28 protein-coding genes and 1 pseudogene are annotated in these 25607 nt (G+C 71.8%); 13 read left to right on the top strand and 16 right to left on the bottom strand.

Annotated elements, in window-relative coordinates:
• Positions 1 to 72, top strand: a pseudogene (locus tag AWC30_RS18045) (hypothetical protein); the annotation flags it as partial.
• A 46-nt stretch (positions 73 to 118) separates the two neighbouring features.
• On the opposite strand, the gene AWC30_RS08885 reads toward AWC30_RS18045, so the two are convergent.
• Genes AWC30_RS08885 through AWC30_RS08875 form a run of 3 tightly spaced genes read right to left on the bottom strand, consistent with a single transcriptional unit; the run spans position 119 to position 3034 of the window.
• On the bottom strand, positions 119 to 1288 hold the full coding sequence (locus AWC30_RS08885; RefSeq protein WP_085109825.1) for an acyl-CoA dehydrogenase: 1170 nt from the start codon (positions 1286 to 1288) through the stop codon (positions 119 to 121).
• Positions 1289 to 1304: 16 nt separating this feature from the next.
• Positions 1305 to 1817: a 5-(carboxyamino)imidazole ribonucleotide mutase gene (purE, locus tag AWC30_RS08880; RefSeq protein ID WP_264000534.1), complete on the bottom strand. Its 513-nt coding sequence runs from the start codon at positions 1815 to 1817 to the stop codon at positions 1305 to 1307.
• The gene (locus AWC30_RS08875; RefSeq protein WP_109561993.1) at positions 1814 to 3034 is read right to left on the bottom strand and encodes a 5-(carboxyamino)imidazole ribonucleotide synthase; all 1221 of its coding nucleotides are present in this window, start codon (positions 3032 to 3034) and stop codon (positions 1814 to 1816) included. The genes purE and AWC30_RS08875 overlap by 4 nt, the downstream gene beginning before the upstream one ends.
• A 127-nt stretch (positions 3035 to 3161) precedes the next feature.
• Here AWC30_RS08875 and AWC30_RS08870 point away from each other — a divergent pair, with 127 nt between their 5' ends.
• Complete coding sequence (locus AWC30_RS08870; RefSeq protein ID WP_085109823.1) at positions 3162 to 3848, top strand: GtrA family protein; 687 nt, start codon at positions 3162 to 3164, stop codon at positions 3846 to 3848.
• On the opposite strand, the gene AWC30_RS08865 is transcribed toward AWC30_RS08870, so the two are convergent.
• From AWC30_RS08865 to AWC30_RS08850, 4 genes are read right to left on the bottom strand one after another with little or no spacing between them, the layout of a single operon-like run.
• Positions 3791 to 4321 carry a PH domain-containing protein gene (locus AWC30_RS08865; protein ID WP_085109822.1) on the bottom strand — a complete coding sequence of 177 codons (531 nt, stop codon included), beginning with the start codon at positions 4319 to 4321 and terminating at the stop codon, positions 3791 to 3793. The two genes, AWC30_RS08870 and AWC30_RS08865, sit on opposite strands and share 58 nt — an antisense overlap.
• Before the next feature lie 10 nt (positions 4322 to 4331).
• A complete protein-coding gene (locus AWC30_RS08860) occupies positions 4332 to 5144 on the bottom strand; it encodes a biotin--[acetyl-CoA-carboxylase] ligase (RefSeq protein ID WP_085109821.1) in 813 nt (270 codons plus the stop codon).
• Between the two features lie 41 nt (positions 5145 to 5185).
• Positions 5186 to 6856 (bottom strand): steroid-22-oyl-CoA synthetase, encoded by a 1671-nt coding sequence (gene casI / locus AWC30_RS08855; protein ID WP_085109820.1) that lies wholly within the window; start codon positions 6854 to 6856, stop codon positions 5186 to 5188.
• A gap of 41 nt (positions 6857 to 6897) precedes the next feature.
• On the bottom strand, positions 6898 to 7848 hold the full coding sequence (locus tag AWC30_RS08850; RefSeq protein ID WP_234808003.1) for a glycosyltransferase family 2 protein: 951 nt from the start codon (positions 7846 to 7848) through the stop codon (positions 6898 to 6900).
• Between the two features lie 98 nt (positions 7849 to 7946).
• Between AWC30_RS08850 and AWC30_RS08845 the strand changes: the two genes are divergently transcribed.
• The 9 genes from AWC30_RS08845 to AWC30_RS08805 all read left to right on the top strand — a co-directional run bounded on the left by AWC30_RS08845 (position 7947) and on the right by AWC30_RS08805 (position 15614).
• On the top strand, positions 7947 to 8903 hold the full coding sequence (locus tag AWC30_RS08845; protein ID WP_085109819.1) for an alpha/beta hydrolase: 957 nt from the start codon (positions 7947 to 7949) through the stop codon (positions 8901 to 8903).
• Positions 8904 to 8972: 69 nt separating this feature from the next.
• The gene (locus AWC30_RS08840) at positions 8973 to 10622 is read left to right on the top strand and encodes an acyl-CoA carboxylase subunit beta (RefSeq protein ID WP_085109818.1); all 1650 of its coding nucleotides are present in this window, start codon (positions 8973 to 8975) and stop codon (positions 10620 to 10622) included.
• Positions 10623 to 10654: 32 nt separating this feature from the next.
• Positions 10655 to 10909: an acyl-CoA carboxylase subunit epsilon gene (locus AWC30_RS08835; protein ID WP_085109817.1), complete on the top strand. Its 255-nt coding sequence runs from the start codon at positions 10655 to 10657 to the stop codon at positions 10907 to 10909.
• Positions 10906 to 11535: a Maf family protein gene (locus tag AWC30_RS08830; RefSeq protein ID WP_085109816.1), complete on the top strand. Its 630-nt coding sequence runs from the start codon at positions 10906 to 10908 to the stop codon at positions 11533 to 11535. The genes AWC30_RS08835 and AWC30_RS08830 overlap by 4 nt, the downstream gene beginning before the upstream one ends.
• A 253-nt stretch (positions 11536 to 11788) precedes the next feature.
• Positions 11789 to 12016, top strand: coding sequence for a hypothetical protein (locus AWC30_RS08825; protein ID WP_234808002.1), 228 nt, complete (start codon positions 11789 to 11791; stop codon positions 12014 to 12016).
• 46 nt (positions 12017 to 12062) lie between these two features.
• Positions 12063 to 12953, top strand: a complete 891-nt coding sequence (locus AWC30_RS08820; protein WP_085109815.1) for a sulfurtransferase — start codon at positions 12063 to 12065, stop codon at positions 12951 to 12953.
• Positions 12953 to 13381 carry a SufE family protein gene (locus tag AWC30_RS08815; RefSeq protein WP_085109814.1) on the top strand — a complete coding sequence of 143 codons (429 nt, stop codon included), beginning with the start codon at positions 12953 to 12955 and terminating at the stop codon, positions 13379 to 13381. The genes AWC30_RS08820 and AWC30_RS08815 overlap by 1 nt, the downstream gene beginning before the upstream one ends.
• A 76-nt stretch (positions 13382 to 13457) precedes the next feature.
• Positions 13458 to 15248, top strand: coding sequence for an acetyl/propionyl/methylcrotonyl-CoA carboxylase subunit alpha (locus tag AWC30_RS08810; protein ID WP_085109813.1), 1791 nt, complete (start codon positions 13458 to 13460; stop codon positions 15246 to 15248).
• A gap of 9 nt (positions 15249 to 15257) precedes the next feature.
• A complete protein-coding gene (locus tag AWC30_RS08805) occupies positions 15258 to 15614 on the top strand; it encodes a hypothetical protein (RefSeq protein WP_085109812.1) in 357 nt (118 codons plus the stop codon).
• 3 nt (positions 15615 to 15617) lie between these two features.
• Here the strand turns inward: AWC30_RS08805 and AWC30_RS08800 are convergent, their stop codons facing one another.
• The 5 genes from AWC30_RS08800 to AWC30_RS08780 form a co-directional block, all read right to left on the bottom strand.
• Positions 15618 to 15893 carry a hypothetical protein gene (locus tag AWC30_RS08800; protein WP_085109811.1) on the bottom strand — a complete coding sequence of 92 codons (276 nt, stop codon included), beginning with the start codon at positions 15891 to 15893 and terminating at the stop codon, positions 15618 to 15620.
• Between the two features lie 54 nt (positions 15894 to 15947).
• Positions 15948 to 16490, bottom strand: coding sequence for a type 1 glutamine amidotransferase domain-containing protein (locus tag AWC30_RS08795; RefSeq protein ID WP_085109841.1), 543 nt, complete (start codon positions 16488 to 16490; stop codon positions 15948 to 15950).
• Between the two features lie 262 nt (positions 16491 to 16752).
• Positions 16753 to 17739 (bottom strand): TIGR03557 family F420-dependent LLM class oxidoreductase, encoded by a 987-nt coding sequence (locus tag AWC30_RS08790; protein ID WP_085109840.1) that lies wholly within the window; start codon positions 17737 to 17739, stop codon positions 16753 to 16755.
• 21 nt (positions 17740 to 17760) lie between these two features.
• Complete coding sequence (locus AWC30_RS08785; RefSeq protein WP_085109810.1) at positions 17761 to 18081, bottom strand: ANTAR domain-containing protein; 321 nt, start codon at positions 18079 to 18081, stop codon at positions 17761 to 17763.
• 86 nt (positions 18082 to 18167) lie between these two features.
• Positions 18168 to 19961, bottom strand: coding sequence for a glycoside hydrolase family 15 protein (locus tag AWC30_RS08780; RefSeq protein WP_085109809.1), 1794 nt, complete (start codon positions 19959 to 19961; stop codon positions 18168 to 18170).
• A gap of 109 nt (positions 19962 to 20070) precedes the next feature.
• On the opposite strand from AWC30_RS08780, the gene AWC30_RS08775 reads away from it, so the two are divergent.
• Entirely contained in the window at positions 20071 to 21105 is a 1035-nt protein-coding gene (locus tag AWC30_RS08775; RefSeq protein ID WP_085109808.1) for an iron-containing redox enzyme family protein, read from the top strand.
• On the opposite strand, the gene AWC30_RS08770 is transcribed toward AWC30_RS08775, so the two are convergent.
• Entirely contained in the window at positions 21094 to 21291 is a 198-nt protein-coding gene (locus AWC30_RS08770; RefSeq protein ID WP_085109807.1) for a CDGSH iron-sulfur domain-containing protein, read from the bottom strand. The genes AWC30_RS08775 and AWC30_RS08770 overlap by 12 nt on opposite strands.
• Positions 21288 to 22001, bottom strand: coding sequence for a HemK2/MTQ2 family protein methyltransferase (locus AWC30_RS08765; protein ID WP_085109806.1), 714 nt, complete (start codon positions 21999 to 22001; stop codon positions 21288 to 21290). Before AWC30_RS08765 ends, AWC30_RS08770 begins: the two co-directional genes overlap by 4 nt.
• A gap of 74 nt (positions 22002 to 22075) precedes the next feature.
• Between AWC30_RS08765 and AWC30_RS08760 the strand changes: the two genes are divergently transcribed.
• Complete coding sequence (locus tag AWC30_RS08760) at positions 22076 to 23113, top strand: SDR family oxidoreductase (RefSeq protein ID WP_085109805.1); 1038 nt, start codon at positions 22076 to 22078, stop codon at positions 23111 to 23113.
• A gap of 33 nt (positions 23114 to 23146) precedes the next feature.
• On the opposite strand, the gene AWC30_RS08755 is transcribed toward AWC30_RS08760, so the two are convergent.
• Positions 23147 to 24853, bottom strand: coding sequence for a GMC family oxidoreductase (locus tag AWC30_RS08755; protein ID WP_085109804.1), 1707 nt, complete (start codon positions 24851 to 24853; stop codon positions 23147 to 23149).
• The gene (locus tag AWC30_RS08750) at positions 24840 to 25607 is read right to left on the bottom strand and encodes a gluconate 2-dehydrogenase subunit 3 family protein (RefSeq protein WP_085109839.1); all 768 of its coding nucleotides are present in this window, start codon (positions 25605 to 25607) and stop codon (positions 24840 to 24842) included. The genes AWC30_RS08755 and AWC30_RS08750 overlap by 14 nt, the downstream gene beginning before the upstream one ends.

Here is a 25607-nt window from a genome sequence, read left to right as displayed (position 1 = left end):
TCTGCTAGCAAATGCTTCGCCTCCGATGTGGCCATGGAGATCACCACCGACGCGGTGCAGCTGTTCGGCGGGCGGCGTGGGCGCGAGCGCAGGCCGCGCGCGGGCGCGCGCGCCGGGGTCAGCGCAGCAGGGCGCGGCTCATCACCACGCGCTGGATCTGGTTGGTGCCCTCGTAGATCTGGGTGATCTTGGCGTCGCGCATCATGCGTTCGACCGGGAAGTCGATGGTGTAGCCGGCCCCGCCGAACAGCTGCACCGCGTCGGTGGTGATCTCCATGGCCACATCGGAGGCGAAGCATTTGCTGGCCGCGGAGATGAACCCCAGATCCGGCTCACCGCGCTCGGCGCGCGCCGCGGCGCGGTAGACCATGAGCCGGGCGGCCTCCAGCTTCATCGCCATGTCGGCGATCATGAACTGCACACCCTGGTTGTCGGCGACCGGACGGCCGAACTGCTTGCGGTCCTTGGTGTATTCGATCGCCGCGTCCAGCGCGCCCTGGGCGATCCCGACCGCCTGCGCCCCGATCGTCGGGCGGGTGTGATCCAGCGTGCGCAACGCGGTCTTGAACCCGGTGCCCGGCTCCCCGATCATCCGATCCCCGGGGATGCGGCAGTCCTCGAAGTACAGCTCGGTGGTCGGTGAGCCCTTGATGCCCAGCTTCTTCTCCTTGGGCCCCACCGTGAAACCCTCGTCGTCGGCGTGCACCACGAACGCCGAGATCCCGTTGGCGCCCTTGTCCGGCTCGGTCACCACCATCACCGTGTACCAGGTCGACTTGCCGCCGTTGGTGATCCAGGCCTTGGTGCCGTTGAGGATCCAGTCGTCGCCGTCGGGCACCGCGCGGGTGCGCATCGCCACCGCGTCGCTGCCGGACTCCCGCTCCGACAGCGCATAGGAGGCCATCGTCTCCCCCGCCGCCAGGCCGGGCAGCACCTTCTGCTTGAGGTCCTCCGAGCCGGCCAGGATCAGCCCCATGGTTCCCAGCTTGTTCACCGCCGGGATCAGCGACGACGACGCGCACACCCGGGCCACCTCCTCGATGACGATGCAGGTGGCCACCGAGTCCGCGCCCTGCCCGCCGTACTCCTCGGGCACGTGCACGGCGTTGAACCCCGAGGAGTTCAGCGCCGCCAGCGCCTCCTCGGGAAAGCGCGACTGCTCGTCGACCTCGGCGGCATACGGAGCGATCTCCTTCTCCGCCAACGCCCGGATCGCCGCCCGCAACTCGTCGTGCTCCTCGGGCAGTCGGAACACATCGAAGCTCGGGTTCCCGGTCCACTCAGCCATCACAGCCTCCTTAGCGCTACTCGCCGGTAACTTTATCGTGCAGGGCGGCGTCCTTGGCCAGCGCGGTCTCCGCCAGCCGGCCCTGGAAGGCCACCATCCGCTCCCGCAGTGCGACGTCGGCGGCGCCGAGGATGCGCACGGCCAGCAGCCCGGCGTTGCGGGCCCCACCGATCGACACCGTCGCCACCGGCACCCCGGCCGGCATCTGCACGATCGACAGCAGCGAGTCCATCCCGTCGAGCCGGGCCAGCGGCACCGGGACCCCGATCACCGGCAGCGGCGTGATCGAGGCGACCATGCCCGGCAGGTGCGCCGCGCCGCCGGCGCCGGCGATGATCACCTCGATACCGCGGTCGGCGGCGCTGCGGGCGTAGTCGAACATGCGCTGCGGGGTGCGGTGCGCCGAGACGACGCCGACCTCGAAGGCGACGTCGAACTCGGCCAGGGCGTGCGCGGCATCTGACATCACCGACCAGTCGCTGTCGCTGCCCATGATCACCCCGACCCGGGGCTTCGCCGAAGAGGTCACGGCTGCGGCTCCTTCTCCTCGCTGCGCGAACCGGGCCGGCCGCCGGCGTGGGCGTCCCAGCCGTCGGGCCACTGCCCGTGTGCCAACCAGTGTGCCGCCAGCGTGGCCCGTTCGCGCAGCATCGCCGAATCCACCCGGTCGTCGCCGAGCAGGTTGACGTGGCCGATCTTGCGGCCGGGCCGCTCGGACTTGCCGTAGAGGTGCACCCGGGCGTCGGGCATCCGGGCGAACAGGTGGTGCACCCGTTCGTCGAGGGTCATCGCCGGCGGCTGATCCGCGCCCAGCACGTTGGCCATCACGGTCAGCGGCACGACCGGGTCGGTGTCGCCCAGCGGGTAGTCCAGTACCGCCCGCAGGTGCTGCTCGAACTGGCTGGTGGCCGCGCCGTCCATGGTCCAGTGCCCGGAGTTGTGCGGGCGCATCGCCAACTCGTTGACCAGCAGGGCACCGTCGGCGGTCTCGAACAGCTCCACCGCGAGCACCCCGACCACCTCCAGCTCGGTGGCCAGCCGCAACGCCAGCTGCTGGGCTTGCTGGGCCTGCTCGTCGCGCAGGTCGGGGGCCGGGGCGATGACCTGCACGCAGATGCCGTCGCGCTGGACGGTTTCGACCACCGGCCAGGCCGCGCCCTGCCCGAACGGCGAGCGGGCCACCAGCGCGGCGAGTTCGCGGCGCATCGCCACCCGCTCCTCGATCAGGGCCGGGATGCCGCCGTCGAGGTAGCCGGCGGCCAGGTCGCGGGCCGCCGCCGGGTCGTCGGCCATGGCCACGCCGCGGCCGTCGTAGCCGCCGCGGGCGGCTTTGACCACCGTCGCGCCGCCGACCCGTTCGGCGAACCCGGCCACCGCGTCCAGCCCGGCGCGGTCGTCCACCGCCAGGTAGCGCGGCATCGGCGCGCCCAGATCCGCCAGGCGCCGACGCATCACCAGCTTGTCCTGGGCGTGGCGCAGCGCCTGCGGCGGCGGCGCCAGGTTGACCCCGCCGGCGGCCAGTTCGGCCAGCAGGTCGCCGGGCACGTGTTCGTGGTCGAAGGTCACCACCGTCGCCCCGGCCGCGGCGCGCCGCAGCGCGGCCGGGTCGGTGTGGGAGCCCAGCACCACGTCGGGGGTGACCTGGGCGGCCGGATCGTCGCGGTCGACGGCGAGCACCCGCAGGCTCTGGCCGAGCGCGATCGCGGCCTGATGGGTCATGCGGGCCAGTTGACCGGCGCCGATCATCGCGACCAACGGCGGTCCGGCACCGGGGTTGGGGGCAGACGGCACCGCAACATGGTGCCATGCCCGCGCGCGACGGTTATCACAGTGTTTTTACATGGCGGGCGGGTGGACCGTACACTGGATCGTTGTGTCATTCACCGACGCCACGATCGCGCGCCTGCCGCGGGCCGTCCGCCCGCTGGCCGAACGCCATCATGAGCTGATCAAGTTCGCCATCGTCGGCGGAACCACGTTCATCATCGACTCGGCGATCTTCTACACGCTGAAGCTGACCGTGCTGGAACCCAAGCCGGTGACCGCGAAGATCATCTCCGGGATCGTGGCGGTGATCGCCTCCTACATCCTCAACCGGGAGTGGAGCTTCCGCGACCGCGGCGGCCGGGAACGTCACCACGAGGCGCTGCTGTTCTTCGCGTTCAGCGGGGTCGGGGTGCTGCTGTCGATGGCGCCGCTGTGGTTCTCCAGCTACGTGCTGCAGCTGCGGGCGCCGATGGTGTCGCTGACGGTGGAGAACATCGCCGACTTCATCGCCGCCTACCTGGTCGGCAACCTGCTGCAGATGGCGTTCCGGTTCTGGGCGTTCCGCCGGTGGGTCTTCCCCGACCAGCTGGGCGGGGTGAGCGAGTTGGTGGCCGAGCCGGACCCGCAGCCGGCGGCCGAGGCACTGATGGGCGCGGTGCTCGAGGACGGCGCGCTCGTCGAGGCGATCGAGGACGGCCTGGAAAGCGGCAAGGTGTCGCTGTTCCGCCGCCCGGGTCAGCCCGGCCCCCTGTTGCCGCGGCCGGAGTCGTCCCACGTGTCGAAGACTTCGTGATACAGCAGTGAGTGGACGCGCTCGACGCGCGGGATGTCGTAGAACGCCAGCGGGTCCTGGGACGCCGATTCGATGATCAGCGTGCCGGTGCGCAGCATCCGGTCGGTCAGCCGGTGGGTGAACTCCACACTGTTGATCCGGTTGAGCGGGATGTCGATCCCGCTGCGGGTCAACAGTCCGTGCCGGTACATCACCCGCCGGTCGGTGATGACGAAGTGGGTGGTCAGCCAGGCCAGGAACGGCCACAGCGTGAACCAGCCGACCAGCACCAGCCAGATCGCGGCGATCACCGCGTAGACCACGTTGGTGGCGGTGGGTTCCCAGTGCTGGGTGCTGACCACCGCCGCCCCGAACGACGCCAGCCCGGTGGCCAGCAGCAGGGTGAGCACCGGCGCGACCAGCCGTTTCCAGTGCGGGTGCCGGTGCAGCACCACTTGTTCGTCGTCGGCGAGCACGCTGTGCGGGTATCCCACGGCGGCCGCCCTAGATCCCGCGCAGGTGGGTGATGTCGCCGGCGGAGACCGCCACGGTCTGCCCGCCGGTGTCGACGGTCAGCCGGCCCAGGTCGTCGACGCCGGTCGCGGTGCCCGCCAGGGTGCGGTCGCCGGGCATGATCGCCCGGACCCGCCGGCCCAGGGTGACGCTGTGGCGGCGGTAGTCGTCGATCAGCGCCGCGTCGGCGCCGCCGGCCCGGCGCCAGGCGTCGATGCGCGCACCCAGGGCGTGCAGCACCGCGGCGGCCAGCGCGGTGCGGTCGGTGGCCGCTCCCAGCAGCGACAGCGACGTGGCCGCCGGGTCGGGCGCCTCCTCGGCGGTCATGGTGACGTTGAGGCCGAGCCCGACGACGATGACCGCGGCCGGCGCCGCGACCTCGGCGAGGATCCCGGCCAGCTTGCCCGGCGGGTCCCCGGCCAGCACGTCGTTGGGCCATTTCAGCCCGGTGCGCGTCTCGTCGAGGCCGGCCAGCGCGTCGGCCACCGCCACCCCGGTGGCCAGCGGCAGCCAGCCCCAGGCCGCTGACGGCACCCCGTCGGCGCGCACGCCGACCGACAGCGACAGCTGGGAGCGCGGCGGCGCCGACCAGTGCCTGCCATGGCGGCCGCGCCCGGCGGTCTGGTGCTCGGCGAGCAGCACGAGGCCGTCGACGTCGGTTCCGGAGCCGGCCCGGGCGAGCAGGTCGGCGTTGGTGGAGCCGGTCTCGTCGACCACCTCCAGCTCCCGCCACGGCGGGGCGAGCCGGGCGCGCAGCGCGGCGGCATCCAGGGGTGGGCGGGCGGTGTCGGGGTCGGTCGTCACCCGGCCAACCTACTCACCGGCGCCGGTGCCGTGCGCGCGATTCAGCGGCGCCGGGCCCCGGCCGGTAGCCGGCGGGTCTGGCCGTGGCGGTCGAACTCGGCGTCCAGCTCGTGCTGTTGGGCCGCGTCCACCGCGGTGTAGACCGGTGTTCCGCGGCCGACCCAGCGGTAGAGCGGGTCGCCGGTGTGCCAGGCTTCGGCCTGCAGCCGTCGTTTGAGGATCTTGTTGGAGCCGGTCACCGGCAGCCGTGCCGACAGTCGCAGCAGCCGTGGGATTCCCTTGGCGCCCAAATCCTTCTGCGCGCTGAGGTAGTCGGCGAACGCCGCGGTGTCGAAGTGGTGCGGGTCGGCGACTTCCACGGCGGCCATCACCTGGTCGCCGGAGCGGGGGTCGGGCACCGCGTAGACCGCCGCCGCGATCACCGGCCGATGGCGGCACAGTACCCGTTCGATGGTCAGCGCCGAGATGTTCTCACCGTCGACCCGGATCCAGTCCCCTTGGCGTCCGGCGAAATACAGGAATCCGTCGGCGTCGAGGTAGCCCAGGTCGCCGGTCCAGTACCAGCCGTGGCGCAGCCGTTCGGCGTCGGCGGCGTCGTTCTTGTAGTAGCCCTCGAAGGCGGCGGCCCCCTGCTTGTCGACGATCTCCCCTACCGCCGCATCGGGATTGGTCAACCGGCCGTCCGCGTCGAACACCGCGGTGGTGCAGTCGCGCAGCGTCTCGGGGTCGACGACGGCCACCCCGGGGTGGGCGGGCCGGCCCAGCGCGCCGGGCGGTGCGGCCGGATCCCGGGCCACCGCGCCGCCGCCCTCACTGGACCCGTAGCCCTCGTACAGCTCAGCGCCGAACCGGCGGCGGAAGGCGGCCTGGTCTTCCGGGGAGGCCTCGGTGCCGAACCCGCGCACCAGCGGATTGTCGGCGTCGTCGGGGCGCTCGTCGGTGGCCATCAGGTAGGCCAGGGCTTTGCCGACGTAGGTGAAGAACGTGGCCCCGAAGTAGCGGACGTCGTCGAGGAAACGGGAGGCGGAGAACACCGGCGTCAGACAGACCGTGGCGCCGTTGGCCAGCGCCGGCGCCCACAGCGCCATGATCGCGTTGCCGTGGAACAGCGGCATGCAGCAGTAGTCCACGTCGTCGCGGACGTGGCCGAATTTCTCGGTCGCGGCGTACGCGATGCGGGCCAGCCGACCCTGGCTGCACCGGACGGCCTTGGCCGCGCCGGTGGTGCCGGAGGTGAACAGCAGCAGGAAAAGGGAATCCGCGCCGACGCCGTCGGCTGCCGCCGGTGCGCGGCGGTGTGCCTCGACACGGCGGCGGTAGTCGGGGTCGTCGATGCACACCACCCGGTCGGCGCCCAGGGCGATGCCGGCGTCGGCGAGGCGGTCCCGCCCGGCGGTGTCGGTGATGATCAGCTGGCAGTCGGCGTGGGCGATCTCTTCGCGCAGTTCCCCCGCGCCGCGGGTCGGGTTGATGCCGACGACGGTCGCCCCGGCCAGTGCGGCCGCGCCGAGCCAGAACACGAAGTCCGGGACATTGTCCAGCAGCACCCCGATGTGGAACGGGCCGTTGCGGCGCAGCGTATGGGCCAGCGCGGCGCGCGCGGCCGACTCGTCGACCACCTGGTCCCAAGTCCAGTCCCGTTCGCGGGTGCGTAACCCCGGCCGGTGGTCGCCGGCGCGGTCCAGCAGCATGGTGGCGATATCGGTGCGCATCCCAAGCAGGGTAGGAAATCGCGTTGCCGGGCGCCCGCCGGTCAGCCCACGTAACGGCGTGCCGCCGAGTGGCGCTGCGGTTCCTCCAGCAGGCGCAGCGCGGCTTCGACGCCGGCCGGCGCGACCCGCCGGTCGCGCAGCACCCACGGCAGCCCCCGCAGCGCTTCCAGCACCGCGGCCGCGGTGGCCGCATCGCGCGGCGCCGAGCCGAGCACCGCCCGGGTGCGGCGCAGCGCGCTGCGGACCGGGCGGCGCAGCCACACCGTCCACAGCGTGTTACGGATGCCGACCTGGCGCCGGCGGCGCGGGTCGCGGGCCGCCGACGGGGCGTGGTGGACTACCACGTCCTCGGCGAAGCACATCCACCAGCCGGCGGCGGCCAGGTCGATCGCGAACAACTCCTCCTCGCCGCCGAGCAGCAGCCGCGGTGAGAAGCCGCCGACCTGCCGGTAGGCGGAGGCGCGCACCGTCATCGTGCCCGCCATCCCGCCCAGCAGCGCCGGGCCGGGCAGCCAATCCGGGCGCGGCAGCGGCGAGTCGCGCAGCTCGGGGGTGAGCGGGTCCTCGCGCAGGTCGGGCTCCACCAGGTACTGCCCGACCACCACGCCCAACTCCGGGTGCGCGTCGAGCAGTGCGGCGGCCCGGGTCAGCGTGCCGGGTTGCCAGCGGGTGTCGTCGTCGCAGAACGCGACGTAGTCGGTGCCGGCCAGTGGCACCCCCAGGGTCCGGCCGGCCGCTCCCAGGTTCGTCCGGCTGCGGACCAGCCGCACCTGCGGAAACCGCTCGGCGACGGCATCGGCGGTGCCGTCGGTGGAGGCGTTGTCGACCAGGACCAGCGGTCCGGCGTCGGGCAGCCGGCTCATGTGCTCGAGGGTGTCCAGGGTCTCCGTGCGCCGGTTGTGGGTGATCATCACGACGCCGACCGCGCCGGCGGGTGCGCTGCCCGCGCGGTCTCCGTGGCCGGCTCGGCCGGCCTCCATCTCGGTTGCCATCACCGGCCGGATGCCACGGTGGCGGCCGCGGCAAACGTCTGCGGTTACTTCACCGACGGCGGGGTACTCCTGGTAGACAACCGAGGAGTTGACCACAGATGACCGGTTTCGAACGCTCGCTCGCCCGGCGGGTCCATCGCCGCCGCAGCCCGCAGTCGGTGGCCGTGGAGCTGGCCAGCAGGTTTGTCGTGAAGAACATCGTGCGGGTGTGGGCAGCCCAGCCGGACCTGGGCTGGCCGTTCGAGGCGGTCGACCGCTGCGCCGGGCTGCTGGCCCGCCGCCCCGCCGGCATCGAGGCGGTCCGGCTGGAGCACTGCGCCGCCGAATGGCTGCGGCCGGCAAACGGGTCGACCCGCCGCGCGGTGCTGTATCTGCACGGTGGGGCGTTTCTGACCTGCGGGCTCAACACCCATCGTTCGCTGGTGAGCCGCCTGGCCCGCTCGGCCGACGCCGCGGTGCTCAACGTCGCCTACCGGATGCTGCCGCGCCATCCGATCGGCGACGCCGTCGGTGACGCGCTGGCCGGGCTGCGCTGGCTGCGTCGGCGCGGCTACCGCGACGAGCAGATCGTGGTCGCCGGCGACTCGGCGGGCGGCTACCTGGCGTTCATGGTGGCGCTCGCCGCGATCGGCGCCGACCTCTGCCATCCGGCCGGGATCGCCGCCATCTCCCCGCTGACCGACATCGACCCGGCCCGGAAACTGGCCCACCGCAACGCGCGCCGCTGTTCGATGTTCCCCGGGCGGGCGCTGGCGGTGTTCAGCCACCACCTGCAGGAGACCGCGCTGTCCCCGGTGGACGCCGACCTGTCGCAGCTGCCGCCGGTCACCATCCATGCCAGCGGCGCCGAGTTGCTGCTGGCCGACGCCGACTTGATGGCGCAACGGCTGGCCGCCAGCGACGTGTCCTGCGATCTGCACGTGTGGGACGGTCAGATCCACGACTTTCCGCTGGCCGCCGACGTGTTGCCGGAGGGCCGGCGGGCGTTGGCGCACATCGGCGACTTCGTCCAGCAGGTCACCGCCGGGTCGCCGGGGCGGAATCGGGTGGCCTGAACCGGCCCGCCGCGCGTCGGCGCCGCCCCGCGGCCGGAGCCGGTGGAAACGCGGTTAAGCTCGTCACCTATGACGAGCGTTAGGGACTCTGCGGCCGATGCGGTCGAACCCGCGGCCGAGCACGAGATCGACATCCACACCACCGCCGGCAAGCTGGCCGACCTCAAGCGGCGCACCGCCGAGACGCTGCACCCGGTCGGTGAGGCCGCCGTGGAGAAGGTGCACGCCAAGGGCAAGCTGACCGCCCGGGAGCGCATCCTGGCGCTGCTGGACGAGGACTCCTTCGTCGAACTCGACGCGCTGGCCCGGCACCGCAGCACCAACTTCGGGATGGCCGAGAAGCGTCCGCTCGGCGACGGGGTGGTCACCGGCTACGGCACCATCGACGGCCGCGAGGTCTGCATCTTCTCCCAGGACGCCACCGTGTTCGGCGGCAGCCTCGGCGAGGTGTACGGCGAGAAGATCGTCAAGGTCCAGGAGCTGGCGATCAAGACCGGCCGCCCGCTGATCGGGATCAACGACGGCGCCGGTGCCCGCATCCAGGAGGGCGTGGTCTCGCTGGGCCTCTACAGCCAGATCTTCCACAACAACATCATCGCCTCCGGGGTGATCCCGCAGATCTCGCTGATCATGGGCGCGGCGGCCGGCGGGCACGTCTACTCCCCCGCGCTCACCGACTTCATCGTGATGGTCGACCAGACCTCCCAGATGTTCATCACCGGCCCCGACGTCATCAAGACCGTCACCGGTGAGGAGGTCACCCAGGAGGAGCTCGGCGGCGCCCACACCCACATGGCCAAATCCGGCACCGCCCACTATGTGGCCTCCGGTGAGCAGGACGCCTTCGACTACGTGCGGGACCTGCTGAGCTACCTGCCGGTCAACAACTACGCCGACCCGCCGCGCTACGACGAGCCGGTCGCCGAGGGCCCGATCGAGGACAACCTCACCCCCGAGGACATCGACCTGGACACCCTGATCCCGGACTCGCCCAACCAGCCCTACGACATGCACGAGGTCATCACCCGGATCCTCGACGACGACGAGTTCCTCGAGGTGCAGTCCGGCTACGCGCAGAACATCGTGGTCGGGTTCGGGCGCATCGAGGGCCGCAGCGTGGGCATCGTGGCCAACCAGCCCACCCAGTTCGCCGGCTGCCTGGACATCAAGGCCTCGGAGAAGGCGGCGCGGTTCATCCGGACCTGCGACTGCTTCAACATCCCGATCGTGATGCTCGTCGACGTGCCCGGGTTCCTGCCCGGCACCGGCCAGGAGTTCGACGGCATCATCCGCCGCGGTGCCAAGCTGCTCTACGCCTACGGCGAGGCCACCGTCGCCAAGATCACCGTGATCACCCGCAAGGCCTACGGCGGCGCCTACTGCGTGATGGGCTCCAAGGAGATGGGCGCCGACGTCAACATCGCCTGGCCGACCGCCCAGATCGCGGTGATGGGTGCCTCCGGCGCGGTCGGGTTCGTCTACCGCCAGAAGCTGAAGGAAGCCGCCGAAGCCGGCGAGGACGTCGACGCGCTGCGCCTGGAGTTGCAGCAGGAGTACGAGGACACCCTGGTCAACCCGTACATCGCGGCCGAGCGCGGCTACGTCGACGCGGTCATCCCGCCGTCGCACACCCGCGGCTACATCGCGAACTCGCTGCGGCTGCTGGAACGCAAGATCGTGCAGCTGCCGCCGAAGAAGCATGGGAACATTCCGCTGTGAGCGCGGCGAGTGGAGTGAGTGACGGCGGCGCTGTGAGCGAGGCCGCTGAGACGCCGTCGGCCGACGAGGCCGCCACCCGCGCCGCGCAGATCCGCGTGCTGCGCGGCGAGCCCACCGACGAGGAGGTGGCCGCCCTGGTCGCGGTATTCGGCGGGGCGTCCGGTTCGTCGGCGCCCGCCGGGCCCGCGCAGCGCAACCTGTGGGGCCACCCGGTGGACAAGCTGCGGTACTCGATCCACAGCTGGGCGCGGGTCACCTTGCTGGAGCGCACGCACATCCGCCGGTGACCCGGGTCGTCCTCGGGTCGGCGTCGACCGGCCGGCTCGGCGTGCTGCGCAACGCTGGGATCGACCCGCTGGTGGTGGTCTCCGGGGTCGACGAGGACGCCGCCATCGCCGCGCTCGGCTCGGACCCGACGCCGCACCAGGTCGTCGGCGAGTTGGCCGCCGCCAAGGCCGCCGCGGTGGCCGCCGCCCTCGATCCCGACACGGCCCTCGACTGTGTCGTCATCGGCTGCGACTCCATGCTCGAACTCGACGGCCGGCTCTGCGGCAAACCCGGCTCGGTGCCGGCGGCCCGCGCACAGTGGCGGGCCGCCGCCGGGCGCACCGGGCGGTTGCACACCGGCCACTGCGTGCTGCGCGTCGAGTCCGGCGCCCTCACCGGCCGCGCCGACGGCGTCGGCTCCACCGTGGTGCGTTTCGCCACCCCGACCGCCGAGGACCTGACCGCCTACCTCGACAGCGGCGAACCCATCGGTGTGGCAGGGGGGTTCACCCTCGACGGTCTCGGCGGCTGGTTCGTCGACGCCATCGAGGGCGATCCCTCCAACGTGATCGGGCTGAGCCTGCCGCTGACGCGCACCCTGCTGGCCCGCCTCGGTGTCCCCGTCGCCCGGCTGTGGACCGGCTGACGCCCAGCCCCGCCCAGACCGCACAGACCGCCCAGCCACGCCAAGCCCGCACAGACCGCCCAGACCCGCCCGGCCACGCCGAGTGTTGTTCTGTGGCGGTATTTTTCGCATTTTTCCGCCCTCAGGCTTCACTCGCGGTGACTGGGGCGGTGACTGGTGGCGGTAAGCGGGGGTTGCCCCGTTACCGGATTGCAACGAAGGCACACCGTGACCAATGCCACACTCGCGCGACGCACGGGCCACACTGGCGTGCATGCCGGTGGAAGAGACGATGTGGGACATCCTGGTGCCGCGGGAGATCGACCGCTACGACACCGAACGACTGCGCTCGGCGCTCGCCGACATGGTGCGGCGTCGACTCGCCCCGGGCACCCGATTGCTGCGGGTGGTCAGCTGGTGCCCGAACGCGGGCGCGCTGTTCCGGCCGCGCAGTGGCGGACTGCGTTTCGCGGTCGCCTACGAGGTCGCCCTCGGAATGTGACCGACGCCGCACGACAGTCGCGGGTGTGATGAGTAGGCTCGGGCCTGTGCCAGTACCACCAGACCCCAGCCCTGCCCTGCAGTCCTACGCCCACCCGGAACGGTTGGTGACCGCCGATTGGCTCTCGGCCAATCTGGGCCAACCCGGGCTGGTGGTCGTCGAATCCGACGAGGACGTCCTGCTCTACGACGTCGGGCACATCCCCGGCGCGGTCAAGATCGACTGGGTGACCGATCTGAACACCCACCCGGTGCGCGACTACCTCACCGGCGAGGAGTTCGCCGCGCTGATGGACCGCAAGGGCATCGCCCGCGACGACACCGTGGTGATCTACGGCGACAAGAGCAACTGGTGGGCGGCCTACGCGCTGTGGGTGTTCACCCTCTTCGGTCACCCCGACGTCCGGCTGCTCGACGGCGGCCGCGACCTGTGGCTCTCCGACGGCCGCGAGACCACCCTGGACGTGCCCACCAAGACCACGACCGGCTACCCGGTGGTGGAGCGCAACGACGCCCCGATCCGCGCCTACAAGGACGACGTGCTGGCCATCCTCGGCAAGCAGCCGCTGATCGATGTGCGCTCCCCGCAGGAGTACACCGGCGAGCGCACCCACATGCCCGACTACCCGGAGGAGGGTGTGCTGCGCGGCGGCCACATCCCCACCGCGGTGTCGATCCCGTGGAGCAAAGCGGTCACCGACAACGGCCGGTTCCGCAGCCGTGAGGAACTCGACGAGCTCTACGGTTTCCTGAAGCCCGAGGACGAGCCGGTGGCCTACTGCCGCATCGGCGAGCGCTCCAGCCACACCTGGTTCGTGTTGACCTACCTGCTGGGCAAGCCGGGTGTGCGCAACTACGACGGGTCGTGGACCGAGTGGGGCAACACCGTGCGGGTGCCGATCGTCGCCGGCGAGGAGCCCGGGGAGCTGCCGCGGTAATGACCGCACCGTCGTCACTGCCTGCGCCGCTGGCCGAGGTGATCTCGGATTTCGCCGAGGTGGAGGGCCAGGACAAGCTGGCGCTGCTGCTGGAGTTCGCCGAGGAACTGCCCCCATTGCCCGCCGAACTGCAAGAGGCGGCGATGGAGCCGGTGCCCGAATGCCAATCACCGCTGTTCCTCGACGTCGACGCCGGCGACCCGGGCCGGGTGCGGTTGTACTTCTCCGCGCCCGCCGAGGCGCCCACCACCCGTGGGTTCGCCGCGATCCTGGCCACCGGCCTGGACGGCCAGCCGGCCGCCGACATCCTGGCGGTGCCGGACGATTTCTACACCGCGCTGGGGCTGGCCGAGTTGATCTCGCCGCTGCGGGTTCGGGGCATGTCGGCGATGCTGGCCCGAATCAAGCGCCGGTTGCGCAACGCTTAGACTGCCTCGTCGGCTACATTCTTTAAAGACTTCTCTTAGAGATCTGTCCACGGACCACGCCCGAGTAGGAGGCCAAGTGCCCAGTCACGCCAGCTCACGGATCCAGAAGGTGCTCGTCGCCAACCGCGGGGAGATCGCGGTTCGAGTGATCCGGGCGGCCCGGGATGAGGGACTGCCCAGCGTGGCGGTGTACGCCGAGCCCGACGCCGACGCGCCGCACGTGCGGCTGGCCGACGAGGCGTTCGCCCTGGGCGGGCAGACCTCGGCGGAGTCCTACCTGGTGTTCGAGAAGATCCTGGAGGCCGCCCAGAAGTCCGGCGCCAACGCCATCCACCCCGGCTACGGCTTCCTTTCCGAGAACGCCGACTTCGCCCAGGCGGTGATCGACGCCGGACTGATCTGGATCGGGCCGAGCCCGCAGTCGATCCGCGACCTCGGCGACAAGGTCACCGCGCGGCACATCGCGGCGCGCGCCAAGGCGCCGCTGGTGCCCGGCACCCCGGACCCGGTCAAGGACGCCGACGAGGTGGTGGCCTTCGCCCAGGAGTACGGCGTGCCGGTCGCGATCAAGGCCGCGTTCGGCGGCGGTGGCCGCGGCATGAAGGTGGCCCGCACCATCGAGGAGATCCCCGAACTGTTCGAGTCGGCCACCCGTGAGGCCGTCGCCGCGTTCGGCCGCGGCGAGTGCTTCGTGGAGCGCTACCTGGACAAGCCCCGCCACGTCGAGGCGCAGGTCATCGCCGACCAGCACGGCAACGTCGTGGTGGCCGGCACCCGCGACTGCTCGCTGCAGCGCCGCTTCCAGAAGCTGGTCGAGGAGGCCCCCGCGCCGTTCCTCACCGACGCGCAGCGCAAGGAGATCCACGAGTCCGCCAAGCGGATCTGCAAGGAGGCCGGCTACTACGGCGCGGGAACCGTGGAGTACCTGGTCGGCCAGGACGGGCTGATCTCCTTCCTGGAGGTCAACACCCGGCTGCAGGTCGAGCACCCGGTCACCGAGGAGACCTCCGGCATCGACCTGGTCCGCGAACAGTTCCGCATCGCCAACGGCGAGAAGCTCGACATCACCGAGGACCCCGAGCCGCGCGGGCACTCCATCGAGTTCCGGATCAACGGCGAGGACGCCGGGCGCGGCTTCCTGCCCGCCCCCGGCCCGGTGACCCGGTTCGACCCGCCGACCGGCCCCGGCATCCGGATGGACTCCGGGGTGGAGACCGGTTCGGTGATCGGTGGGCAGTTCGACTCGATGCTGGCCAAGCTGATCGTCACCGGCGCCGACCGCACCCAGGCGCTGGAGCGTGCCCGCCGGGCCCTCGACGAGTTCCACGTCGAGGGGCTGGCCACCGTCATCCCGTTCGACCGGGTGGTGGTGCGCGACCCGGCGTTCGTCGGCGACGAGAACGGTTTCTCGGTGCACACCCGCTGGATCGAGACCGAGTTCGACAACACCATCGAGCCGTTCACCGGCGGCGAGCCGATCGACGAGGACGACGCGCTGCCGCGCCAGACCGTGGTCGTCGAGGTCGGTGGGCGCCGCCTGGAGGTGTCGCTGCCGGGTGATCTGGCGCTGGGCAACGGCGGCGGGGGCGGAGGCGCCCTCCGCAAGAAGCCCAAGGCCCGCAAGCGCAGCGCGGCCGCAGGTGCCGCCGCCTCCGGCGACGCGGTCACCGCACCCATGCAGGGCACCGTGGTCAAGGTCGCCGTCGAGGAGGGCCAGGAGGTCGCCGCCGGCGATCTGGTGGCCGTCCTGGAGGCGATGAAGATGGAGAACCCGGTCACCGCCCACAAGGACGGCGTGATCACCGGCCTGGCCGTCGAAGCCGGCGCCGCGATCACCCAGGGAACGGTGCTGGCCGAGATCAAGTAGGCCCCGACCGTGGAACCGGTGGAGATCAACGCCGGCGCCTGGTACCTGCGGGCGCCGCGCGCCGACGAACGTGTCGATGACCGGGTCGCGCTGGCCGATCTCGGCGAGACCGACCCCGGCTACGTCGCCGGGGTGGTCGACGGCTGGGCGAACGAGACCCGATTCACCTGGGCGGTCTGTGAGCCCACCACCGGTGAGCTGCTCGCCGAGGTGGTGCTGGACCCGGTCACCGAGCAGGTCCGGCACCGCGCCCGCACCGGTCACGACGAGGCGGCACAGGTTGCCGTGGCGACGGTGTGCCGGTTCGCGACCGGCGCGTTGGGTCTCAACCCGGTTGTCGTCGACGCACCGGGTGGCGCGACCTAGGCGTCAGGACCGGGACCGGTCGTCGCCGAGGCCGGCGGCGCGGCGTCGACCGAGCAGGATCCAGGCCGCGCCGGCGGCACCGGCGACCAGGGCGGCGACCCCTAAGCCGACCGTCCAGGCGGTGCTGCCCATCGCGAACGAGGTCATGAAACCGACCAGGCAGACCACGGCCAAGACCAGCAGTGCAGCACCGGGCACCTCGCGGCGGTCCTTCATCACCATGCCGGCGCGGTGCTGCGTGGTCCGGGCATAGTCGATGGGGTTGTCGGGATCAGTCATGGTGATCGGATACCCGGGTCGCCGCGCGGTGAAACCCGCCGCTGTTCCGGCTGTTCAGGCGGCGAGTTGCTCGATGAGGGTGGCGCAGAACGCCGGCAGGTCGTCCGGCGAGCGGCTGGTGATCAGATTCTGGTCGACCACGACCTCCTTGTCGACGACGTCGGCGCCGGCGTTGCGCAGGTCGGTGCGCAGGCTCGGGTAGGAGGTCACGGTGCGCCCGGCCACCACCCCGGCCTCCACCAGCGTCCACGGGCCGTGGCAGATGGCGGCGACCGGCTTGCCGGAGTTGACGAAGTCGCGGACGAAGGCGACCGCGGTGTCGTCGCTGCGCAGCTTGTCCGGGTTCACGGTGCCGCCGGGCAGTACCAGCGCGTCGTAGTCCTCGACCGACACCTCGCCGACCGGGCGGTCCACCGGGAAGCTGCCGGCCGGTTCGAGGTCGTGGTCGCGGGCCTGGATATCGCCGGCCGCCAGGGAGATCAGTTCGGTGCTGGCGCCCTGCTCGCGCAGCGCGTCGACGGGCTGTTCGTATTCGACGCGTTCGACGCCGTCGGCGGCCAGTATGGCGACGCGTCGGCCCTGCAGTCGGTCGGTCATGGCGGATTCCTCCTCATCGGCGGGTTCGCGGATGGCCTCGGCGACCGATCCGCCCGCCACGTCGGCCGCCATGTCGTCGGGGTCGGGGTTGCCGGGTGCGGGCACACCGGTGGACTCCACCGTCAGCGCGTCCAGTCGGACCGCGTCGTCGAGTGGGTCCGCGGGTGAGTCCTGCTGTGTCATCGCGATCGCCTCCCTCGGATCGGCCCCGTCGGTCGGGTTAGCCATACCCGGAACGGGGCGGCGCCAATCCGCGCCCGGGTCAGGCGACGGCGGCACGCAGTTTGGTCAGCAGCGGGTCGGCCGCTTCGGCCAGGAACTCCTCCTGGTGGTTCCCGCCGATCTGGATCAGCGCGATGTCGGTGAAGCCGGCCTCCCGGTAGGCGCGTACCGCCTCGACGATCCGGTCCAGGTCGGGTCCGCAGGCGATCGCCTCGGCGACGTCCTCGGGGCGCACATAGCGGGTGGCGGCGGCGAACGCGGCCGGGGTGGGCAGTTCCGCGTTGACCTGCCAGCCGCCGCCGAACCAGCGGAACTGGTCGTGGGCGCGGGCGATGGCGGCGTCGCGGTCCCGGTCCCAGCAGACCGGGATCTGTCCGACGATGCGACCGCCGCCTGCCAACCCGGCGGCCTGGCGGGCGCTGTGCCAGTCGTGGACCAGGCCGGCGTCCGGGGCGACGGCGATGAGGTGGTCGGCAAGGGTGGCCAGCTTGGCGATGCCGTGCCTGCCTGCCATCGCCACCCCGATGCCGACGGGTTGCTCGGGCGGGTCCCACAGTTTGGCCATCTCCACCGAGAAGTAGTCGCCGTGCCAGGTCACCGGCTCGCCGTCGAGCAGCGCGGAGATGATCTCGATGGCCTCCCGCAGCATGTCCTGGCGGCTTGCCACGCTCGGCCAGCCCTCCCCGATCACGTGCTCGTTGAGGTTCTCGCCGCTGCCGAGTCCCAGCGTGAAGCGGCCCTCCGACAGCAGCGACACGGTGGCGGCCTGCTGGGCGACGACGGCCGGGTGGTAGCGCATGGTCGGGCAGGTGACGTAGGAGTACAGGTGGGCGCGCTCGGTGGCGTGGGCCACCGCGCCGAGCACCGCCCACGCGTTGGGGGCGTGGCCCTGGCTGGCCAGCCACGGGGTGAAATGGTCGCTGGAGACCAGGAAGTCGAAGCCGGCCTGCTCGGCGTCAACGGCGTGGCGGACCAGGTCGGCGGGTCCGCTCTGCTCGGTCATCAACGTGTAGCCGAAACGGGTCATGTCGTGGCGCATACCCGGGGCTCACTCGGCCAAACCGTCGCCGGTGTCGGTCGCACCGCGCGGGGCCAGCAGCGGACCCCACTCCTGTTCGACGGCCCGCGCCACCTGCGCGCTGAGGTGGGCGGCGCGTCGGGTTCCACCCGCCGCCACCGCGACCAACGCGTCGGCCAGGGTGAAGATCGGCAACCGGTGCCTGCGGCTGGCGGCCACCAGTTCGTCGAAGGCGGCGGCCGCGTCGCAGCCGCGCAGCACGATCAGCACGCCCTTGGCGATGTCGAGGCTGCGCGCCGACAGCGACGAACTCACCGGCCCGTCGGATCCGGTCAGCAAGCTCAGAACCATGACCCCCTCCTCGTCGGTGTTGTCCCCCGAACCTCGTTGTGCCCAACCGGGTACCCCGATTCGGGGGCGGGCACACCGCGGCCGGGTCAGGCCGGTGCGGTGCCGCCCGGGTCGGTGAGGGTGGCGGCGGTCTCCAGCAGCAGGGCGTGCACGAACGCCTGCGGCAGGTTGCCGCGCAACTGGCGCTGGCTGACGTCGAACTCCTCGGACAGCAGCCCGCCGGGGCCGCACGCCGAGCGGTTGCGGTCGAAGTAGCGCACCGCCGACCAGTGCCTGCCCTGCTGGTGTTCGGCCAGCGCCATCATGAACCCGCACAGCAGGAACGCGCCCTCGGCCTCGCCGAGGTCCCGCTGATCGTGGCGAAACCGGTAGACGTACTGCTCGACGGTGAGCCGGTCGCGCACCGCGGCCAGGGTGGCCAGCGTGCGCGGGTCGTCGGCGGGCAGAGCACCGCGCACCGGCGGCAGCACCAGGGCGGCGTCCACGCCGGGCAGTTCGGGGCTGCGCCGCCAGGCGCCTGCGGCGTCCAGGCCGCGGCGTGCGGTGTCGGCCAGGATGGCGTCGGCGAGCACCGCGGTCCGCCCCGGCCCGCCGCCAGCGGCCACCTGGGCCACCGCCCGCAGCCCGGCCACGCAGGTCAGCCGCGAGTGGGTCCACTGCCGGTTGTCCAGCTCCCAGATGCCGGCCTCCTTCTCCTGCCAGCGTCGGTCGACGGCGGCGACCGCGACGTCGATGGCGCGCCGGCCCCCGGTGGGCAGCCGGTCCGCGCGGGCGGCGGTGGCCAGCAGCTGTAGCGCATCACCGAACGCGTCGAGCTGGAACTGGCGGGTGATCCAGTTGCCGGCCTTGTCCACCCCGCCGGGGTAGCCGGGTAGGTCCAGGGTGCGTTCGTCGGGCACCGGGGCGCCGGTGGTGGTGTAGCCGGGTTTGAGGTGCGGGCCGTCCTCCAGCAACCGGGCGACAACGAAATCCGTTGCGGTGTCGAACAGGTCGGCCGCGCCCGCGGCGTGGGCGGCCATCCCGGCGTAGCACTGGTCGCGTATCCAGACGTAGCGGTAATCGTAGTTGCGGTTGGTGTGGGCGCGTTCGGGCAGGCTGGTGGTGGCCGCGGCGACCATGCCGCCGCCGGGGCTGGTCAGCCCGCGCAACACCGCCCACGCCTGGGTGGCGTCGTGTGGCGCGATGGTGTCGGTCAGGTTGGGCCGGGCCCGCGTCCAGGTGTCGGCGGTTGCCGCCCAAGCGGTGTCGGCGTCCACCAGGTCGTCGGGCAGTGCACGGTCGGACACTTCGAAGACCACGTCGTGGTGGCCGCCTTGCGGCAGGGCCAGTTCGGCGACCAGCACCGATCCGGCGCCGTGCGCGCTCGGTTGCGGGGTGGCGTCGGGGCAGCCGGTGAGCCGCCAGCGCAGCGGCCCGCTGCGACCACTCCACACCTCGCCGTCGCGGCGGAGATGCGCGCTGGCGTAGTGACCGAATCCGGCGCGGGGCTCGAGCAGCACAGCGACCCGCGCGGTGCCGTGCACGGCGAGCAGGCGGCGCAACACCACCGCGCGACCCGGCTCGGCGGGGAAAGCGAGCGCCTCCCGGCATTCGATCTGCCCCTCCCCGGTCACCCAGTGGCTGTGCCAGATCAGGCTGCCCGGTTCGTAGTAGCCGCCCCACACATGCCTGCGGTCCTGCGGGGTGATCGCGAAGCAGCCACCGCCGCCGATCAACGCGGCGAACACCGCGTCGGAGTCCCAGCGCGGCGCACACAGCCAGGTGATCTCGCCGTGCGGCCCGATCAGCGCGCCGCGCTCCCCGTCGGCCAGCAGCGCGTACTGCCGCAGCACCTGGGGCGGGAACTGCGCCCGCAGGTCCACCGCCTGCCGCTGCGTCATCCGCGATCCTTTCGTCTTCGGTCATGGGTTTTCCCCGCCGGGGCACCCGGTGAAACCGGGCGCTGCGCGGTGGCGTTTTCCGGTCGTCCGGTGCGGGTATGGGTGGGGTATGAGAGTTGCCCCGATCAGCCCGACCGGCCTCGGGCCGGAGTTGCCCGCCGGGTGCGGGCCGCTGTCGACCGCGGTCTGTGACACGTTGGCCGGCTCCCCGCAGCGACTTGAGCACGTCGGTGTCGCCGTCGGCGACGTCGACCCCTACGGACGGGATCTGCAGCTGGCGCTGCAGCTCTGCTACGAGCTGCACTACCGCGGGTTCGCCGGGGTGGACCCGGGCTGGGAGTGGGAGCCGAGCCTGCTGGAGTTGCGGGGCCGCCTGGAGCGGATGTTCCTCGAGCAGGTGCGCCGCGACGTCGGCCCGATCGAGGCGACGGTCGACGTGGCCGCGGAGATGGATGCGCTGACCGTCGAGCCGGTTCGGGGCAGCGGGCTGAGTTGGCACCTGCGTGACAGCGGGACGTGGGTACAGATGTGTGAGTACTTCGTGCAGCGGTCGGTGTATCACCTCAAGGAGGGCGATCCGCACGCCTGGGTGATTCCGCGGCTGGCGGGCGGGGCCAAGGCGGCGTTCGTGGCCATCGAGTTCGACGAGTACGGGGCGGGTCGCGGCCCGCAGGTGCACCAGGAGCTGTACGCCGACCTGATGGTCGCGGCCGGCCTGGACGGCGGCTATCTGGCGTATCTGGGCGCGGTGTCGGCGGAGGCGCTGGCGGCGGTCAACCTGATGTCGTTGTTCGGCCTGCATCGGCGGTGGCGGGGAGCCACCGTGGGCCATTTCGCGGCCACCGAGATCACGTCGCCGCCGGGGTCGCGGCGGCTGGTCTCGGCGCTGCAGCGGATGGATGCCCCGGAGGAGTGTGTGACGTTCTACCGCGAGCACGTCGAGGCCGACGCGGTGCACGAGCAGGTGGTGCGCGGCGAGGTGGTGGCGGATCTGGTGGCGCGGGAGCCGCAGCTGGCGCCCGACGTGGTGTTCGGCATCCGCGCCTACGACCTGGTGGAGAGCCGGCTGGCCGAGCAGATGCTCACCGCGTGGCAGGCCGATCAGAGTTCGTTGCGCTCCCCGCTCGGTCCGCTATTCTCCTGAACCGCGTTTGCAGCGGTGGCTGGTGTCGCACAGGGGGTAGTTCTTGCTGCGCCCGCAGGCGCAGATCGCCACCTGGAAGCGATCGGATTCCACCACGGTGTCTGGGGTTTCGATGCGGACGGGCCCGGAGATCAGCACCGGCCCGTTACGCACCACCCTTACCCGGCGGGGCTCTGCGGAGCTCATGGCTTGTCCGCCCGGATGACGACCAGTCGTTCGGTGCGGCAGCCCGACGGCATGCGCCCGGTGCTCTCCAGCCAGTCGGCTCGGCTGGACAGCACCGGCCCGAACGGGATCCGCTGTTCGGCGATCACCTCCGCAGCCAGCCCGGCCGCCCACAGGTCGAACAGGGAGCGGTCCGGGCTGGCGAACTCCGAATGCACCACCAGCAGAACACCGCCCGGGCTGAGCAGCTCGTTCGCGGCTTCGCACAGCGGCCCGAGCACCGAGCGGCCGTCGACACCGCCGTCCCAGGAGCGCAGCGGCGACCCGGTGAGCACCGGGGCACCGCCGGGTGGTCCGGGCACATACGGCGGGTTGGCGACCACTACGTCGAACGGCCCGGCACTCAGCGCGTGGCTCCACGGCCCCTGCCGGACGTCCACCGCCGCTCCCCTGGCGGCGGCGTTGTCGCCGGCGCATTGCACGGCCCGGGGACAGATGTCCAGCGCGGTGACGGCCGAGGCGCCGAGTTCGGCTGCGGCGATGGCGATGACGCCGCTGCCGGTGCACAGGTCCACCACCCGGCGGTTGCGCACCACGCCGGTCTCGGCCATGGCGCCGATCAGCAACCGGGAATCCTCTTGCGGCGCATACACACCGTGGGGTGTCGGGCAGGCGGTGAACGGCAGCCGGCTCGCCGGCGGCGCTATGCGGGTCGTCAACTCCGGGGACATCACTGCGGGCTACCCCGCCGCGGGCTCCGGCAAACTCGGCGTTTACCCACGCCCGCAGTGGGTATCACGCGGCTATGACCGTGTTGGATGCCGTCCGCGGTTCCCGTCGCCGCCCCCGGGTCGTGGTGGTCACCGGGGCCAGTGCGGGCATCGGCCGCGCGGTGGTCCGCGAGCTGGCCGGTCCGGGCACCCGGATCGGGTTGGTGGCCCGCGGGGTGACCGGTCTCAACGCCGCGGCCGCGGAGGTGCGCGCCGCCGGCGGTGAGGCGCTGGTGTTGCCCACCGACGTCGCTGATCACGATGCACTGGAGGACGCCGCCGGCCGGGTCGAGCAGGAGTTCGGCCCGATCGACGGCTGGATCAACGTGGCGTTCTCGTCCCTGTTCGCGCCGTTCCACGCGATCGGCCCGGACGAGTACCGGCGGGTCACCGAGGTCACCTACCTGGGGTTCGTGCACGGCACCATGGTCGCGTTGCGCCGCATGCGGCCCCGCAACGCCGGGGTGGTGGTCCAGGTCGGGTCGGCGTTGGGGGTGCGGGCGATCCCGCTGCAATCGGCGTATTGCGGCGCCAAGCACGCCATCAACGGGTTCACCGAGTCGTTGCGCACCGAGTTGCTGCACGACCACTCCAAGGTGCGGATCACCGTGGTGCAGATGCCCGCGGTGAACACCCCGCAGTTCTCCTGGGTGCGGTCCCGGTTGCCCAAGCAGGCGCAGCCGGTGCCGCCGATCTTCCAGCCGGAAGTGGCCGCCCGCGCCGTGGCGTATGCGCTGCGGCACCCGCGACGCAAGCAGTACTGGGTCGGCGGCAGCACGGTGGCCACGATCCTAGGCCAGCGGCTGGCCCCAGCACTGCTGGACCGCTACCTGGCCCGCACCGGCTACCGCTCGCAGCAAACCGATCAGCCGGTCGACCCCGACCAGCCGGTCAACCTCTGGGAACCCGCCGACGGGCCCGACGGGCACGACTTCGGCGCCCACGGCGCGTTCGACGCCCGGTCGCACGCGCGCAGCCTGCAGGTGTGGACCAGCAGGCACCGGCGCTCACTGCTCGGCGCCGGCGCCGCGGCCCTGGCCGGCGGCGCCTACTGGGGCGCGCGGCACGGCTGACCCGCTCCGCGCCGCGTCGACCGCCCGTCGGGCTCAGCCCGCTCGGGCGCCCGCACCGCGCCGATCGGTGCGGATTTCGTTGCGCACGATGCGGTCGGCCAGCCGCGAGGACAGCGCCATGATCGTCAGCGCCGGGTTGGCACTGCCCTGGGTGGGGCAGACCGAGCCGTCGGCGACGAACAGGTTGGGCACCGACCACATCCGCTGGTCGGAGTCGACGACGCTGGTGTCCGGATCGCTGCCCATTCGGGCTCCGCCGATCAGGTGGGCGAACCGCTGGATGGTCAGGATGTCCTGCGCCCCGGCAGCTTTGAGGATGTTGGTGATCACCTCGGTGGAGTAAGCCATGTTGGCCTTGTCGTTGTCCGACAGCGTGTAGTCGAACTGGGCGACGGGCAGGCCGTGGGTGTCGGTTTCGTCGGCCAGGCTGACCCGGTTGTCCGGGTGGGCGAGCAGTTCGTTGAGCACCCCGACGGTGCTCCAGTGGTTGTAGTCGCGCATGTATTCGCGCAGCGCCGCACCCCAATGGCCGTCGGCGAGCACGTGTTCAGCCCAGCCGATCGGCAGCGGCGAGACGGTCTGGATGGAGAATCCGCGCGCGAACCCGCGGTCCGGGTCGGTTTCGTAGAACTGCTCGGAGGTCACCTGCGGCGGCGGCGCCTTGTACATCCGCAGTTCCTCGGGCCAGCGGCCCGCGGTCTGCGAGGCGCCCTGCACCATCACGTAGCGACCCACCTGGTCGGTGTCGTTGCCCAGCCCGCGCGGGAAGCGACGACTGGTGGAGTTGAGCAGCAGCCGCGGTGTCTCGATCGAATACCCCGCGACCGCCACCACTTTGGCGCGCTGGCGGCGCTCCCGGCCGTCGCCGTCGAAGTAGGTGACGCTGCTGGCGTTGCCGGCTTCGTCGACCTCGACGCGGGCGGCCATGCAGTCCGCCCGGATCTCCACACCGTGGGCCAAAGCGTCGGGCAGGTGCGTCACGTACGGGCTGGCCTTGGCGTTGACTTTGCAACCCTGCAGGCAGTAGCCGCGGTAGATGCAGTGCGGCCGGTTACCGAACGTGCCGTTGACGATGCCGACCGGTCCGACCCGCATCTCGATGTCCAGCGCCAGTGCGCCTTCCCACAGTTTCATCGCCGCCCCGGAGACCGGGTGCGGGGAGAACGGGTAGCGGTGCGGGTCACCCCACGGCCAGTCCTGGCCGGCCACCGGCAGTTCCCGCTCCAGCAGTTCGTAGTGCGGCAGCAGGTCGGCGTAGCCGATCGGCCAGTCCGCACCCACTCGGTCGCGGGTGAACGTCTCGAAGTCGCTGGGGTGGAAGCGCGGTGTGTAGCCGGCGTAGTGCACCATCGACCCGCCCACCCCGCGCCCGGAGTTGTTCTTGCCCAACTCGACCGGGTCCGCACCACCGAGGATGCGCTTCTGGGTCCAATACAGCGGGTGCGAGCCGGCCTCGTCGGAGACCCAGTCCCGGTCCGGGTGCCAGAACGGTCCGGCCTCCAGGATCACCACGCTCCAGCCGGCGCGGGCCAGACGCTGGGCCAGCACCGAGCCGCCGGCGCCGGCGCCGACGACGACCAGGTCGACCTCTTCCTCGTCGGGGTAGCGGCGCATGGTGTCCTTGCCGGGCAAGTCGCGCGAGTGCACGTCGAGCAGGAACCGCGAGTCGTTGTCGGGCGGTCCCACCGAGCCCTTCAGCACGCCGCGCAGGCGGCGGCGCCACTTCTCACCCGCGCCCATGGGCACCACCGGTTCCGGTGTCGCCGTCGTTGAGCATCGCGACCGGGTCCTCGGCGGTCGCACCGCGGGTCTCGAAGGGTTCGCGCACCCCGGCGCCGCCGAGCCTCATGAAGCCGCGCGGGTAGGCGGGGCCGCCGAATCCGATCTCGTTCCAGGCCCAGGGGTGGCTGTAGAAGGCGCTCAGCGCGGCCCGCATCACCACCGACCAGGCCCGGGAGACGTTGAGCCGGTCCCAACTTCCGCCGGACAGGGTCGCGTCGGCGAACCGGCCGACGATGTCCTGGCGGACCTGCGAGCCGGCGTCGGCGAAAGAGGCCACCCCGGTGTCGCGGGCCGCCTCGTCGAGTCCGGTCAGCACCAGCCGCCAGGTGTCGCGGTCGTCGGGCATGTCGGCGTACTGAAACCCGTCGAGCCGACCGTCGGCGAGTTTGGCGTCGACGAACTCGGCGACCGGCACCCGCGGTTCGCTGTCCTGGGCGAGCACGGTGTCGCAGAAGGCGCGCAGTGTGGGCTCGGCGGCGGCGCCGAAGAACCGCAGCGGCCCGGGCTTCTCCAGCCGCGCGAGCACCACCTCGCGGGTGGCGTCATCCCAGGAATCGGCGGAGGCCAGCACGTCATAGTCGGGGTAGCGGCCGATCATCTGCGGGGTGATCCCGCGCCGCTGCCGCGGCAGCCACGACGGGTGCAGGGGTTTGCGGTCGGGCCGGCGCTTGGGCAGGTGGTCGCCGCGGGCGATGTCGGGGTGCTCGGCCAT

This window comes from Mycolicibacillus trivialis, from assembly GCF_002102395.1.
Taxonomy (GTDB): domain Bacteria; phylum Actinomycetota; class Actinomycetes; order Mycobacteriales; family Mycobacteriaceae; genus Mycobacterium; species Mycobacterium triviale.
The sequence above is the reverse complement of the archived record's forward strand: the minus strand, read 5'-3'. Positions and strand labels throughout refer to the sequence as shown.

Bases quoted from the DNA above. Each gene is read 5' to 3' on its own strand.
- AWC30_RS08885 (WP_085109825.1), bottom strand. From the start codon at position 1,288: ATGGCTGAGTGGACCGGGAACCCGAGCTTCGATGTGTTCCGACTGCCC.
- AWC30_RS08875 (WP_109561993.1), bottom strand. From the start codon at position 3,034: ATGATCGGCGCCGGTCAACTGGCCCGCATGACCCATCAGGCCGCGATC.
- casI (WP_085109820.1), bottom strand. From the start codon at position 6,856: ATGCGCACCGATATCGCCACCATGCTGCTGGACCGCGCCGGCGACCAC.
- AWC30_RS08850 (WP_234808003.1), bottom strand. From the start codon at position 7,848: ATGGCAACCGAGATGGAGGCCGGCCGAGCCGGCCACGGAGACCGCGCG.
- AWC30_RS08845 (WP_085109819.1), top strand. From the start codon at position 7,947: ATGACCGGTTTCGAACGCTCGCTCGCCCGGCGGGTCCATCGCCGCCGC.
- AWC30_RS08840 (WP_085109818.1), top strand. From the start codon at position 8,973: ATGACGAGCGTTAGGGACTCTGCGGCCGATGCGGTCGAACCCGCGGCC.
- AWC30_RS08825 (WP_234808002.1), top strand. From the start codon at position 11,789: ATGCCGGTGGAAGAGACGATGTGGGACATCCTGGTGCCGCGGGAGATC.
- AWC30_RS08815 (WP_085109814.1), top strand. From the start codon at position 12,953: ATGACCGCACCGTCGTCACTGCCTGCGCCGCTGGCCGAGGTGATCTCG.
- AWC30_RS08800 (WP_085109811.1), bottom strand. From the start codon at position 15,893: ATGACTGATCCCGACAACCCCATCGACTATGCCCGGACCACGCAGCAC.
- AWC30_RS08795 (WP_085109841.1), bottom strand. From the start codon at position 16,490: ATGACCGACCGACTGCAGGGCCGACGCGTCGCCATACTGGCCGCCGAC.
- AWC30_RS08790 (WP_085109840.1), bottom strand. From the start codon at position 17,739: ATGACCCGTTTCGGCTACACGTTGATGACCGAGCAGAGCGGACCCGCC.
- AWC30_RS08785 (WP_085109810.1), bottom strand. From the start codon at position 18,081: ATGGTTCTGAGCTTGCTGACCGGATCCGACGGGCCGGTGAGTTCGTCG.
- AWC30_RS08780 (WP_085109809.1), bottom strand. From the start codon at position 19,961: ATGACGCAGCGGCAGGCGGTGGACCTGCGGGCGCAGTTCCCGCCCCAG.
- AWC30_RS08775 (WP_085109808.1), top strand. From the start codon at position 20,071: ATGAGAGTTGCCCCGATCAGCCCGACCGGCCTCGGGCCGGAGTTGCCC.
- AWC30_RS08770 (WP_085109807.1), bottom strand. From the start codon at position 21,291: ATGAGCTCCGCAGAGCCCCGCCGGGTAAGGGTGGTGCGTAACGGGCCG.
- AWC30_RS08765 (WP_085109806.1), bottom strand. From the start codon at position 22,001: ATGTCCCCGGAGTTGACGACCCGCATAGCGCCGCCGGCGAGCCGGCTG.
- AWC30_RS08760 (WP_085109805.1), top strand. From the start codon at position 22,076: ATGACCGTGTTGGATGCCGTCCGCGGTTCCCGTCGCCGCCCCCGGGTC.
- AWC30_RS08755 (WP_085109804.1), bottom strand. From the start codon at position 24,853: ATGGGCGCGGGTGAGAAGTGGCGCCGCCGCCTGCGCGGCGTGCTGAAG.
- AWC30_RS08750 (WP_085109839.1), bottom strand. From the start codon at position 25,607: ATGGCCGAGCACCCCGACATCGCCCGCGGCGACCACCTGCCCAAGCGC.